Annotated in this window: 7 protein-coding genes; 5 read left to right on the forward strand and 2 right to left on the reverse strand. The window is 67.4% G+C overall.

Going from position 1 to position 13186, the window contains the following annotated elements; translation table 11 throughout:
- Positions 1-182 precede the first annotated feature (182 nt).
- On the forward strand, positions 183-1202 hold the full coding sequence (locus CFB34_RS25320; RefSeq protein ID WP_069249019.1) for a sulfate ABC transporter substrate-binding protein: 1020 nt from the start codon (positions 183-185) through the stop codon (positions 1200-1202).
- A 204-nt stretch (positions 1203-1406) separates the two neighbouring features.
- On the forward strand, positions 1407-2369 hold the full coding sequence (locus CFB34_RS25325) for an ion channel (protein WP_089441157.1): 963 nt from the start codon (positions 1407-1409) through the stop codon (positions 2367-2369).
- A gap of 51 nt (positions 2370-2420) precedes the next feature.
- On the opposite strand, the gene CFB34_RS25330 is transcribed toward CFB34_RS25325, so the two are convergent.
- Positions 2421-3035, reverse strand: a complete 615-nt coding sequence (locus CFB34_RS25330; protein WP_089441156.1) for a glutathione S-transferase — start codon at positions 3033-3035, stop codon at positions 2421-2423.
- Positions 3036-3393: 358 nt separating this feature from the next.
- On the opposite strand from CFB34_RS25330, the gene CFB34_RS25335 reads away from it, so the two are divergent.
- Both CFB34_RS25335 and CFB34_RS25340 read left to right on the forward strand, forming a co-directional pair.
- On the forward strand, positions 3394-3951 hold the full coding sequence (locus CFB34_RS25335) for a sugar O-acetyltransferase (RefSeq protein ID WP_089441155.1): 558 nt from the start codon (positions 3394-3396) through the stop codon (positions 3949-3951).
- Positions 3952-6133: 2182 nt separating this feature from the next.
- The gene (locus CFB34_RS25340; protein ID WP_089441154.1) at positions 6134-9706 is read left to right on the forward strand and encodes an indolepyruvate ferredoxin oxidoreductase family protein; all 3573 of its coding nucleotides are present in this window, start codon (positions 6134-6136) and stop codon (positions 9704-9706) included.
- Positions 9707-9798: 92 nt separating this feature from the next.
- Here the strand turns inward: CFB34_RS25340 and CFB34_RS25345 are convergent, their stop codons facing one another.
- The gene (locus CFB34_RS25345) at positions 9799-11466 is read right to left on the reverse strand and encodes a Na+/H+ antiporter (RefSeq protein WP_089441153.1); all 1668 of its coding nucleotides are present in this window, start codon (positions 11464-11466) and stop codon (positions 9799-9801) included.
- A gap of 298 nt (positions 11467-11764) precedes the next feature.
- On the opposite strand from CFB34_RS25345, the gene CFB34_RS25350 reads away from it, so the two are divergent.
- Positions 11765-13051 (forward strand): EAL domain-containing protein, encoded by a 1287-nt coding sequence (locus CFB34_RS25350; RefSeq protein ID WP_089426455.1) that lies wholly within the window; start codon positions 11765-11767, stop codon positions 13049-13051.
- Positions 13052-13186: the final 135 nt, after the last annotated feature.

Consider the following 13186-nt stretch of genomic DNA (forward strand, 5'->3'; position numbering starts at 1 on the left):
ACATCGGATCCGATCCGCGCGCGAGGGCACGCCATCGTTTAGCAGGATTCGAGATTTGCTTTCCACGACTGATTGGAAAGGGCGCCGCGCCCGGCCGCTAGAATGCCCGCTTACGTTTCGATGACAGCGCGTACGCGTGCCGTCACGCACATTCACCACCACTGGAAACGGGGCATATCACGATGGCAAGCATGAAGGGGATCGGCCGCTGGCTGCACACGGGCGCGGCGGCGGCGCTGGTCGTGGCGGCAACGGCCGCGCACGCGGATACGTCGATCCTGAACGTGTCGTACGACGTGACGCGCGAACTGTACAAGGACATCAACGCGGGTTTTGCCGCTGCCTACAAGCAGAAGACCGGCGAGACGGTCGCGATCAAGCAGTCGCACGGCGCGTCGAGCGCGCAGGCGCTGTCGGTGCTGCAAGGGCTGCAGGCCGACGTCGTGACGATGAACCAGCCGAACGACATCGACCTGCTCGCCGAGCGCGGCCAGCTGCTGCCGAAGGACTGGCGCGCGCGTTTCCCGGACAACAGCTCGCCGTACTCGACGACGATGGTGTTCCTGGTGCGCAAGGGCAACCCGAAGGCGATCAAGGACTGGAGCGATCTCGCGAAGCCGGGTGTCCAGGTGATCATCGCGAACCCGAAGACGTCGGGCAACGGCCGCTATGCGTATCTCGCCGCGTGGGGCTTCCAGAAGCAGAAGGGCGCGACCGACCAGCAGGCGATCGACTTCGAGAAGGCGATCTTCCGCAACGTGCCGGTGCTCGACTCCGGCGGCCGCGGCGCGACGACGACGTTCACGCAGCGCGGCATCGGCGACGTGCTGGTCACGTTCGAGAACGAAGTCGCGCTGATGGACACCGGCGCATCGGGCGCGCAGTTCGACGCGGTGTATCCGTCGGCGAGCATTCTCGCGGAGCCGCCCGTCGCCGTCGTCGACAAGGTCGTCGACAAGAAGGGCACGCGCAAGGTCGCGCAGGCGTATCTCGACTACCTGTACACGCCCGAAGCGCAGGAAATCATCGCGCAACACCATCTGCGCCCGCGCGACGCGAACGTGCTGAAGAAGCATGCGGCCGAATTCAAGTCGTTGAAGACGTTCAGCGTCGAGCAGGTCTTCGGCAGCTGGGCGAACGCGCAGAAGACGCACTTCGCGGACGGCGGCACGTTCGACCAGGTGATCGTCGACCGCAAGTGAGCGTCCACCGCAGGTGAGCGTCGACCGCAGGTGAGCGCCGCGCGCTCGCCCACACGCCGACGACGCAGCCGGCCGCTTCCGCGGCCGGCTTTTTTTGCGCCGCGCGACCGGTAGCGCGACGGATTTCCATTCCGAACCGGCACGCATACCCGACCGCCGCCGCGCGTGCTACGCTCTTCGCCTCCCAGCTTTCGGCACCGCGCGATGAACGTCGATTCGTCCTCCCCAGCCTCCCGCGGCCGTGGCCGCAAGCTCTGGTCGGGCACTCGCCCGGTGATCGCGTACGGGATGCCGCCGCTCGGCTGGCGCGACCTCTATCACCGCGCGCTGACGGTGAGCTGGCCCGTATTCTTCCTGTCGCTCGCCGTGCTGTTCCTGCTGCTCAACGGCGCCTTCGCGACGCTCTACCTGCTTGGCCATGCGCCGATCGCGAACCAGTCGCCGGCCGGCTTCGGCGGCGCGTTCTTCTTCAGCGTCGAGACCCTTGCGACCGTCGGCTACGGCGACATGCATCCGCAGACCGTCTATGCGCACCTGGTCGCGACGTTCGAGATCTTCGTCGGGATGTCGGGCATTGCGATGGCCACCGGGCTCGTGTTTGCGCGGTTTTCGCGGCCGCAGGCTAAGATCCTGTTCGCACGCTACGCGATCGTCCGGCCGTTGAACGGCAGGATGACGCTGATGGTGCGCGCCGCGAATGCGCGCCAGAACGTGATTGCCGAGGCGCAGGCGAAACTGCGGCTGATGCGCGTCGAAGGCACGCACGAGGGCTATACGCTGCGCAAGATCCACGACCTGGCGCTCGTGCGCAGCGAGCATCCGATCTTCCTGCTCGGCTGGAACCTGATGCACGTGATCGACGAATCGAGTGCGCTGTTCGGCGAGACACCCGAGTCGCTCGCCGCGCGCGACGCGTCGTTGCTGATCACGATCGAAGGCTCGGACGAGACGACCGCACAGGTGATGCAGGCGCGTCATTCCTGGGAGCATCACGAGATCCGCTGGCGTCACCGCTATGTCGACCTGATGCACGACGAAGACGGCATCACGCACATCGACTACACGCATTTTCATGAGGTGGTGCCGGTCGACGCCGATACCGACGAGCGCGGCTCGCCGGGCGCGGTGGTCAATGCCGGTGCCGCGACGTCGGGCCCTGCCACGTAGGCATGCTCGCGGGCGGCGGGTAGCGCCGCCCACGCGCTGCACATCGACACGTCACGCATGCAGCAGGCGCGCCGCTTCGCGCTGTTCGATCGCGACCGCGCGGCGGAATGCGTCGCGGTCCTCGGCGCGCGCGACGTAGTCGCCGAGCACGCCTTCGTGCGGCAGCAGATGCGAGTCGAACGCGATCTTCAGCGTGCTGGCGAGCAGCAGGTCGGCTGCGGTGAAGCGGTCGCCGACGAGCCACGGAGCATGGGCGAGCGCTTGCGCGAGTGCGCGCTGCACGCGCGTGATGTTGCCCCAGCCGAACGCAACCGGATTGCCCGACGCACCGGTGAATTTTTCGGCCATCGCCGGTTCGAGGCAGGTCGGCGTGAAGAACATCCATTGGAGGAAGCGGCCGCGCAGCGGATCGTCGGGCGCGACGCCGAGCCCGGCGCCCGGGCAGCGGTCGGCAAGATAGAGCAGCACCGCGCCCGATTCGGCGAACGGCATGCTGCCGTCGTCGAGCGCGGGCAGCTTGGCCATCGGGTTGACCTGCACGAACGCGTCGCTGCCCTGTTCGTGCGAACGCAGGTCGATCGGCACGAGTTCGTACACCACGCCGAGTTCTTCAAGCATCCACAATGCCCGGAATGCCCGGGTCTTCGGCCAGTAGTAGAGCTTCATCGTGCCTCCGCGTTGGGGTGCAGCTGTCGGTCCGGTGGATGCTCCAGCGTACCCGAGCAGCGGCGGTTCGGACAGGGGCGCCCGGCTAGGGGCGCTATCTGCGTGTACTGGCCAGATGCGTTGTGTGTCGAGCGTGAATCAAGCAGAAGACCGGGCAAAGCCTTATGGCACAAGGAGGTATTTCAATAACTAGTTATATTTAAACTAGTTATAAATTTTACGGAAAAGTCCGGTGCAGGCCGGCATCCTGCACACGGCATCACGGAGCCCGCAGCGTCCGTGCACACGCCAACACGGGCATTGCTCCGCAACCGCCGATGCATCCAGAAACAGGGAAATCATGGGAGGCAACTCACGCATGGCAAACGACGATCGCACCACGATCATTCCGAGAAGAACGCCGGAATCGGCGGCGATGGTGGCCGAGGTCAAGCGGGCGATGTCGATCGCCGCGAGGATCAATCGCCTGACGTTCGACGATGTTGCCGAAGTTCGCACATTATTCGGAGAACTGATCGGCACGCAGGTGGACGACGGCTTCGTGCTGATCCCGCCGTTCCATGCGACAGGCGGCACCGGCATGAAGCTCGGGCGCAATGTGTTCATCAACCAGAACTGCACGTTCTACGATCTCGGCGGGCTCGAGATCGGCGATGACGTGATGATCGGGCCGAACGTCAGCCTCATCACGTCCGGCCATCCCGTCGAACCTTCGCGGCGGCGGGACTTCGTCGTCGCGAAGCCGATCGTGATCGAACGGAACGTCTGGATCGGCGCCGGCGCGACGATCATCGGCGGTGTGACGGTGGGGGAGAACTCGGTGGTGGCTGCCGGGGCCGTCGTCACGCGGGATGTTCCGCCGAATGTGCTGGTCGGCGGCAATCCGGCGGTAGTCATCCGGTCGATTGTCGAGTAATCCGACGCGAGGGTGCATGCCCGTTCGAGGCAGCCGGGATGGACGGATGTGGATAACCCACCCCCGAGGCGACTCGAAACACTGTGTATTTGAACGGTGAGCGCGCCGCCGAGGCAGTCTGGATGGAGCTTTCCGGTAAATGCCCGATAACCGTCGGCGGATGCGCGGGCCGTTCCGGTCGACGGTCGGACGAAAGCCGCGCCGCGCGATCGGTTGTGGATATCCTCACGCCGAAACGACTCGGCACCCTGTGCATTTCACAGGTGAGGGTCACCGGATGATACGGAATGCTTGAAGCGGGTTGTGGACAACTCGCCCGCGAAACGACGCGAAATGCTGTGGAATTCGACGGTGAGGGCGGCGTCCGATCGGGCGATGCGCCTTTCCTGGCGCGGTTTTCCGGTCTTTGCGTGGTTCGAGGCGTCGCGCATTCTAGCCGAACGCGCGCATGCTTGGCGGAACCGCGCGTGTGCGGCGACGTGGAGATCCGGTTCCGGCTGTCACCCGGAAGGCCGTGCATTTTAACGGCGAGTGCGGGTGCGTGGTCTGCAACGTGCAGATTTCGCTGCGCCTTGCCGCGTTCGCAAACGACTCGAAGCACTGCGCAATGCAGCGGCGAGCGCGAATACGCGATCGTTGGTCGGCGCGGCAAGACGCGATCGTTTTGGCCAGCGGCTCCGTCCGACGTGGCGTGCATGTCCGGTTCGGACGCGAGCGCACGAGCGGGGCCAACGCGAGCCCCCGTGTGGATATCCGATCACCGAAACGACTCGCGACACTGTGCATTTCAACGGTGAGTGGCAGTACTCGATCGGCCGATGAGCCTTTGCCAGCAAGGATTGCCGGCCGGTCGCACCTTCCGCGGCGCGCATCCGCCATCGCATTGGTCGATGCGCATGCATGTGGATATCCTGCGTCGCGGACCACTCGACGCGCTGTGGTTTTCAACGGTGAGGGTGCCCGCGGGGATGGTCGGTAATGCCGGATCGGGCGGGGATAACCGCTGTTGCAGACACTCGAAGCCCTGTGTATTTCAACGGTGAGCGCGAGCCCGCGATTGTGCCGCATGCGCGTTGCGGCGTACATGTCCGGCCGATAAACCTGCTCGTGCCGCAGTGTGTACTTCTGCGGAGTGCGTGAATCCGCGATTGTGCGGCATGCGTGTACCTGGGCGCCCGTCCGGCGGATCGTCCGGCTCGCGACCCAGGGCGTTTCCACGGTGAGCGCAGGCCCGTGATTGCGCAGCATGCGTGTTTCAGCGTGCCTTTCCGGCTGATAAACCCGCTCGCGACCCAAAGTACTTCCACGTTGAGCGCGCGCTCGCGATTGTGCAGCATGCGGGATTCGGCACGCCTGTCCGGCCAATAAGCCCGCTCGCGATCCAGTGTATTTCCACGATGAGTGCCCGACCGCGATTGTGCGGCATGCGGGTTCCGGCATGCCTTTCCGGCTGATAAACCCACTCGCGACCCAACGTACTTCCACCATGAGCGCGAGTCTGCAATTGCCCGGCATGCGTGTTTCTGCACGCTATTCCAGTCCACAAACTCACTCACGACCCTGAGCATTCGAACGTTGAAGGCGAGCCGCCGATCGACGCAACATACCTTCGCCGATGTGGATATCCGCAGCCGAAACCCACTCGCCGCGCTGTGAATTTCAAGGGTGAGCCTCGAGGTAAGCGCCAAATTCATGCCGCCAACGATGTGGACATCCCGGCCACCAAGCCACTCGAAACGCTGTGCAATCGAATGGTGAGCGCGCGAGCCCGGTCGGCCGAGGGACGCGGTGTTGTGGACATCCAGCGTCGCCAACCAATCGCAACCCTGTGCATTTCAATGGTGAGGGTCACCGCCGAGAGGTGCCGAAACCCTTGTCAGACGGGGTGCGAGCGCCACCCGCCCCCTACCCGGAGCCGCCGTCGGGCAGCCACGCGTTTCCCGGCAAACAACCCGCCCGCCCCGACGCGCCGCCCATCCCGCCCGACCGCCGTGCGCGAAAACTCTCTCAAATCCCGGCAAAAAGCTGCGCAGTTTTTCTCACTGAGGGCCCGCCCGAGCAAGATGAGAAAAAACATTCTCGGCCGCGCGCGAAAAAATAGAGCCATTCGCTGCCGCCAGTCACGCGTCGCCCGACGCCCTGCCGAGCAGCCCAGAACAGCACAATCCGGAGACATCCCCCCATGACTGCCCGCCTGCCCGTCGACGGCACGCCTGCCCTGTCCGACTACCGCCTGACCGACAACCTGACCGCGACGCGCGGCCGGATCTTCCTGACCGGCACGCAGGCGCTGGTTCGCCTGCTGCTGATGCAGCGCACGGTCGACGCCGAACAGGGGCTCAACACGGCCGGCTTCGTGAGCGGCTATCGCGGCTCGCCGCTCGGCATGGTCGACCAGCAGCTGTGGAAGGCGAAGAAGCTGCTCGACGCCGGCGGCGTGCGCTTCCTGCCCGCGATCAACGAGGAACTCGGCGGCACGGCCGTACTCGGCACGCAGCGGGTCGAGGCCGATCCCGAGCGCACGGTCGAGGGCGTGTATGCGATGTGGTACGGCAAGGGGCCGGGCGTCGATCGCGCCGGCGACGCGCTGAAGCACGGCAACGCGTACGGTTCGTCGCCGCATGGCGGCGTGCTCGTCGTCGCGGGCGACGACCACGGCTGCGTGTCGTCGTCGATGCCGCACCAGAGCGACTTCGCGATGATCGCGTGGCACATGCCGGTCGTGAACCCGGCGAACATCGCCGACATGCTCGAATTCGGCCTGTACGGCTGGGCGCTGTCGCGCTACTCGGGCGCGTGGGTCGGTTTCAAGGCGATCTCGGAAACGGTCGAATCCGGCTCGACCGTCGACCTCGACGCGTTGCAGACGCAGTGGCCCGCGCCGGACGGCTTCACGCCGCCGGCGGGCGGCCTGCACAACCGCTGGCCCGACCTGCCGAGCCTCACGATCGAGGCGCGCCTCGCGGCGAAGCTCGACGCGGTGCGCCATTTCGCGCGCACCAACAGCATCGACAAGTGGATCGCGCCGAGCGCGCAGGCGAACGTCGGCATCGTGACCTGCGGCAAGGCGCACCTCGACCTGATGGAAGCGCTGCGCCGCCTCGACCTGACGGTGGCCGATCTCGACGCGGCCGGCGTGCGGATCTACAAGGTCGGCCTGTCGTACCCGCTCGAGATGACGCGCGTCGAAACCTTCGTCGACGGCCTGGCCGAAGTGCTCGTGATCGAGGAGAAGGGCCCGGTCATCGAGCAGCAGATCAAGGATTACCTGTACAACCGCACGGAAGGCGCGCGCCCCCGCGTGCTCGGCAAGCACGACGCCGCCGGCGCCTGCCTGCTGTCCGAGCTTGGCGAGTTGCGTCCGTCGCGCATCCTGCCGGTGTTCGCCGACTGGCTCGCGCGCCACAAGCCGGCGCTCGACCGTCGCGAACGCGTGGTCGATCTCGTCGCGCCGCAGATCCTGTCGAACGAGGCGGACGCGGTGAAGCGCACGCCGTATTTCTGCTCGGGCTGCCCGCACAACACGTCGACGAAGGTGCCCGAAGGTTCGATCGCGCAGGCCGGTATCGGCTGCCACTTCATGGCGTCGTGGATGGAGCGCGACACGACGGGGCTGATCCAGATGGGCGGCGAGGGCGTCGACTGGGCCGCGCACGCGATGTTCACCAACACGAAGCACGTGTTCCAGAACCTCGGCGACGGCACCTACTTCCACTCGGGCATCCTCGCGATCCGCCAGGCCGTGGCCGCGAAAGCGAACATCACGTACAAGATCCTCTATAACGACGCGGTCGCGATGACGGGCGGCCAGCCGGTCGACGGCAGCATCTCGGTGCCGCAGATCGCGCGGCAGGTCGAGGCGGAAGGCGTGTCGCGCTTCGTCGTCGTGTCCGACGAGCCGGAGAAGTACGACGGTCATCACGGCCAGTTCCCGACGGGTACGACGTTCCATCACCGCAGCGAACTCGACACCGTGCAGCGCGAGCTGCGCGAGACGCCGGGCGTCACCGTGCTGATCTACGACCAGACCTGCGCGGCCGAGAAGCGCCGCCGCCGCAAGAAGGGCGAATTCCCCGACCCCGACAAGCGCCTGTTCATCAACGACGCGGTGTGCGAAGGCTGCGGCGATTGCGGCGTGCAGTCGAACTGCCTGTCGGTCGAGCCGCTGGAGACGCCGCTCGGCCGCAAGCGTCGCATCGACCAGTCGTCGTGCAACAAGGACTACTCGTGCGTGAACGGCTTCTGCCCGAGCTTCGTGACGGTCGAAGGCGCCGCGCTGAAGAAGGCCGCGGGTGCCGCATTCGACGAAGCCGCGCTCGCCGTGCGGGTCGACGCGCTGCCGGTGCCGGCGACCCATCTCGACGCGGCACCGTTCGACATGCTCGTGACGGGCGTCGGCGGCACGGGCGTCGTGACGGTCGGCGCGCTGATCAGCATGGCCGCGCATCTCGAAGGCAAGAGCGCGTCGGTGCTCGACTTCATGGGCTTCGCGCAGAAGGGCGGCTCGGTGCTGTCGTTCGTGCGGATCGCATCGAGCGACCGGTGGCTGAACCAGGTGCGCATCGACACGCAGCAGGCGGACGTGCTGCTCGCGTGCGACATGGTCGTCGGCGCGAGCGCCGAAGCGCTGCAGACGGTGCGCCACGAGCGTACGCGGATCGTCGTCAACATGCACAAAATCCCGAACGCGTCGTTCGTGCAGAACCCCGACGCGAACCTGCATGCGGATGCGCTGCTCGAGAAAATGCGCCACGCGGCCGGCGACGGCTACCTGTCGAGCTGCGACGCGCAGGCGCTCGCCGCGAAGTTCCTCGGCGACTCGATCGGCGCGAACATCCTGATGCTCGGCTATGCGTGGCAGCTCGGCCTCGTGCCGGTGTCGCTCGCGGCGCTGATGCGCGCGATCGAGCTGAACAACGTCGCGGTGCCGATGAACAAGCTCGCGTTCTCGATCGGCCGGATGGCGGCCGGCGACTCGGCGGGCCTCGATGCGTTGTGGAACGCGCGTCACACGGTGGCCGCGCACGCCGCGCCGGAGACGCTCGCCGAGCTGATCGCCGATCGCGAAGCGCGTCTCGATGCTTACGGCGGCGCACGCTATGTCGAGCGCTACCGTGCGCTCGTGAGTGCGGCGCGTGCGAAGGGCGACGACGCGCTGACGCGCGCGGTCGCGACGACGTTCTACCGGCTGCTCGCGGTGAAGGACGAATACGAGGTCGCGCGGCTGTACACGGACGACGCGTTCCGCACGGCGCTCGAAGCGCAGTTCGAAGGCGTGCCGGGGCAGGCCTATCGCGTGAAGTTCAACCTGGCGCCGCCGACGGTCGCGAAGGCCGGCCGCGACGGCAGCGCGCCGAAGAAGCGCGTGTTCGGCCAGTGGATGTGGCCGGTGTTCGGCATGCTGGCGCGCGTGCGCAGCCTGCGCGGCACGTGGCTCGATCCGTTCGGCCGCACCGTCGAGCGCAAGATGGAGCGTGCGCTCGCCGACGACTACGAGACGACGCTCACGCGTGCGCTCGCCGCGATGACGGCCGGCAATGCGCCGCAGGTCACGCAGCTGGCCGACCTGCACGCCCGCGTGCGCGGCTTCGGTCACGTGAAGGTGCGCAATCTTGCCGGCGTGAAGCGCGCGGAGCGCGAGCTCGCATTGCAGCTCGGCATCGAAGCGGCGACGAGCGCGGCCGTGCAGCACGCGCTCGACGAGATGAAGGGGGCGGGGATGCTGAAGGGGATTCCGGTCGTCGTCGCGAAGTAGCGCGAACACGGGTGGATATGAAAACGGCGACGCGTGTGCGTCGCCGTTTTTTCTTGGGCCGCGGCGGCTGCGTACCGGCAGCGGCCGGCCCGTTAGAGAATGCCTTTCTTGCGCGTCGACAGCGCGGTTTCCGACAGGTCGATCTCGCGGAGCAGCTTCGTCAGCGTCTCGTCGGAAATCTTGCTCTCGCTGCGCAGTCGGTACAGCGCGGAGCGTTCCGCGCGCACGGCCGCGATCCGCATCTGCAGTTCCATCGTTTCGGCCTGCTTCGCTTCCGCGCGCGGCGTGGGGCCGTCCTCGGCGAGTGTCGCGAGGCGGCGGCGGTACTGGTCCATCACGCGTGCGGAGATGTCCGCGCAGCGCGCGGCACCCGATTCGTCGAGATCGACCGAGATCGCGTCGTGCGACGAGTCGATCGCGCGGATCGCCGCCTGCGCGGCGGCCGCGCGCGCGGCGCGCTCCTCGTCGCCGAGCGGGCTGCGCGACGAACGCACGCCGCGCAGCAGCAGCGGCAGGCCGACCACGGCGACGACGAGCGAGCCGAGGATCACGGCCGACGCGACGAAGATCGCCGTGTCGCGGCCCGGCAGCGGCACGCCGTCGGACAGCGCGACCGGAATCGACAGCACGCCGGCGAGCGTGACCGCGCCGCGCACGCCGCCGACCGTCATCACCGCGATCGTGCGCACGCCGGCCATCGTGCCCGCGAGGCCGTGGCGGGCGGCGCGACGGCTCGCGAACCAGCGCAGCAGCCAGACCCACAGGAAGCGGATCGCATACAGCGCGAGCATCATCGCGCAGACGTTGAAGATCATCCGGCCGACGAGCGCGTCGCTCGTGTGGTGCGCGTCGACGAGCGTGCGGCCGATGATGTGCGGCAGCTGCAGCCCGAGCATGATGAACACCATGCCGTTGAACACGAACTCGATCATCGCCCACGTGCTTTCGGCGCGCACGCGCGACGCGACGGTGCTTTTACGCGAGAAGCTCGTGTAATTCATCATCATCCCGGCCGACACGGCCGCCAGCACGCCCGACAGGTCGAGGTGCTCGGCGAACAGGTAGGCCGCGAACGGCACGAGCAGCGTCATCACGATGCCGGGGGCCGGATCGCCTTCCTGCTCGGCGTTCAGGAAGCGCGTCGACAGCGCGCTGAACGCCCACGACACGATCGCGCCCGTCGCGAGCCCGCCGGCCGCGACGATCACGAACGTGACCGATGCGTCGCGCAGCGAGAACATGCCCGTCAGCGCGGCCGCGATCGCGAATTTCAGCGCGACGAGGCCCGACGCGTCGTTCATCAGCGCCTCGCCTTCGAGGATGTGCATCAGTTGCGGCGGGATCCGGCCCTTTCCGGCGATGCCCGACAGCGCGACCGCGTCGGTCGGCGACAGCACGGCCGCGAGCGCGAACGCGATCGGCAGCGGCAACTCGGGTATCAGCCAGTGCGCGAAGTAGCCCACTGCGAGTACCGTCATGAACACGAGCCCGAATGCGAGCATCAGGATCGCGCGGCGCTGCAGGTACAGCTCGCGCTTCGGAATCCGCCAGCCGTCCGCGAACAGCAGCGGCGGAATGAACAGCAGCATGAAGATTTCGGGATCGAACGTGACGTGCAGGTTCAGCTTCGGCCACGCGAGCATTGCGCCGAACGCGATCTGCATCAGCGGCAACGGCAGTTGGAACGGCAGGAGGCGTGTCACGGCGCCGGACAGCGCGACGGTCAGCAGCAGGATCAGGACGGTGAAGACGATTTCCATCGATACGGCGAATACGGGGAATGAAACGATCGTACGGAGTGTAGCGTGCTGGCGTGACGGCTGCGTTCGAGCGGCCGGTGCGCGTGCACGAAAACGGTGCGTGTGACCTGCGCCGGGATGGTGCGGAAACCCGGCGCGAGCCATGCGGCGCACGGGCGGTCGGCGCCTTGCACGGAGCTTGCTTGAGGTTCGGCAGCCGTCCGGCGTCGACCGGGCAACCGAGGGTCCAACCAATGACATTGCACGCGCCGCTCGCTTCGTCGGACGCCGCGTTCGAAGGCAATACCAGGAGGAACGCATGACGATCGTGCAACAGGAGCGTCCGGCCGCCGCGTCGCCGTACCGGTTCGAGCGGGAGGTGAGTTCCGGCTTCGAACGTCTGGCGACGCAGCACCGCGACATGACGCTCACGACCGTATTCCAGCCGATTTTCAGCCTGTCGCACCAGCGGGCGGTGGGCTACGAGGCGCTGCTGCGCGCGCACGATGCGCTCGATCGCGCCGTGTCGCCGCTCGACGTGTTCGGCGAAGCCGCGCGCCGGGGCGAGCTGCTGCAGCTCGACCGGCTCGCGCAGGCGCTGCATCTCGAGAACTTCGCGCTGCTCGGCGCCGAGCGCGAGTGGCTGTTCCTCAACGTGCATCCGGGCGTGCTCACCGACCCGTTCCAGGCGGCCGCGCTGCTCGCGAACCTGAAGCGGCTCGGCATGCCGCCGCGCCGCGTTGTGCTCGAAGTGCTCGAGCAGCGCGCGGAAGACGTCGAGCGGCTCGCCGAGGCCGTGCGCGAATTCCGCACGCACGGCTTCCTGATCGCGCTCGACGATTTCGGCGCGGGCCACTCAAACCTCGAGCGGATCTGGCAGCTGAACCCGGACATCGTGAAGCTCGACCGGATCATGCTGTCGCACGCGGCGCATCGCACGGGGCTCACCGCGATCCTGCACGGGCTCGTGACGCTGTTGCACGAGGCCGGCAAGCTGGTGCTCGTCGAGGGCATCGAGACCGAGCACGAGGCGCAGATCGCGCTGTCGTGCGAGGCCGATTTCGTGCAGGGCTATTACTTCGGCCGGCCGGCGCCGGGGCTGCCGGACAGCGCGGCCGCGACGGGCTGCATCGGCGAGCTGACCGAGCGCTTCCGGCAGCAGACCGACGCGCGCGAACGGCGCGATGCGCAGCGGCTCGCGCCGTACCTGCGCGCGTTCGAACGTGCCGCTGAGCGTCTCGCGGCCGGCGAGCCGCTCGACGAGGTGTGCTGGAACTTCCTCGCGCTCGACGCGGCCGCGCGCTGCTTCCTGCTCGACGCGCACGGCCGCCAGTCGGGCCGCAACGTCGTGCTGCGTGCCGACCGCGCGCTCGCCGAGGCGCGCTTCTCGCCGCTGGCGGACGCGCAGGGCGCGAACTGGCTGCGCCGGCCGTATTTCCGCTCGGCGATCGCCGAGCCGGGGCGCGTGCAGGTCACGCGGCCGTACCTGTCGATCAACGAGGCGCAGCCGTGCGTGACGCTGTCGGTGGCCGTGCGCATCGGCGACGCGCAGCGCGTGCTGTGCGGCGATATCGACTGGCGCGACGACGAAGCGGACGCCGGCTAGCGCCGCGCGCATCGCGGGCGAGGCGAGCGGAGCGGGCCCGCCGTTGCGTTCGCCCCGCGCTTCCCCGACAATGGCCCGACCGCGGCGATCGTGACCGCGCGCGCCGTCCCGGGGGCCACCATGGCGGCGAATAAC

It is taken from the genome of Burkholderia sp. HI4860 (assembly GCF_002223045.2).
Taxonomy (GTDB): Bacteria; Pseudomonadota; Gammaproteobacteria; order Burkholderiales; family Burkholderiaceae; genus Burkholderia.

Coding starts and splice junctions, on each gene's coding strand:
- CFB34_RS25320 (WP_069249019.1), top strand. CDS start 183: ATGGCAAGCATGAAGGGGATCGGCCGCTGGCTGCACACGGGCGCGGCG.
- CFB34_RS25325 (WP_089441157.1), top strand. CDS start 1,407: ATGAACGTCGATTCGTCCTCCCCAGCCTCCCGCGGCCGTGGCCGCAAG.
- CFB34_RS25330 (WP_089441156.1), bottom strand. CDS start 3,035: ATGAAGCTCTACTACTGGCCGAAGACCCGGGCATTCCGGGCATTGTGG.
- CFB34_RS25335 (WP_089441155.1), top strand. CDS start 3,394: ATGGCAAACGACGATCGCACCACGATCATTCCGAGAAGAACGCCGGAA.
- CFB34_RS25340 (WP_089441154.1), top strand. CDS start 6,134: ATGACTGCCCGCCTGCCCGTCGACGGCACGCCTGCCCTGTCCGACTAC.
- CFB34_RS25345 (WP_089441153.1), bottom strand. CDS start 11,466: ATGGAAATCGTCTTCACCGTCCTGATCCTGCTGCTGACCGTCGCGCTG.
- CFB34_RS25350 (WP_089426455.1), top strand. CDS start 11,765: ATGACGATCGTGCAACAGGAGCGTCCGGCCGCCGCGTCGCCGTACCGG.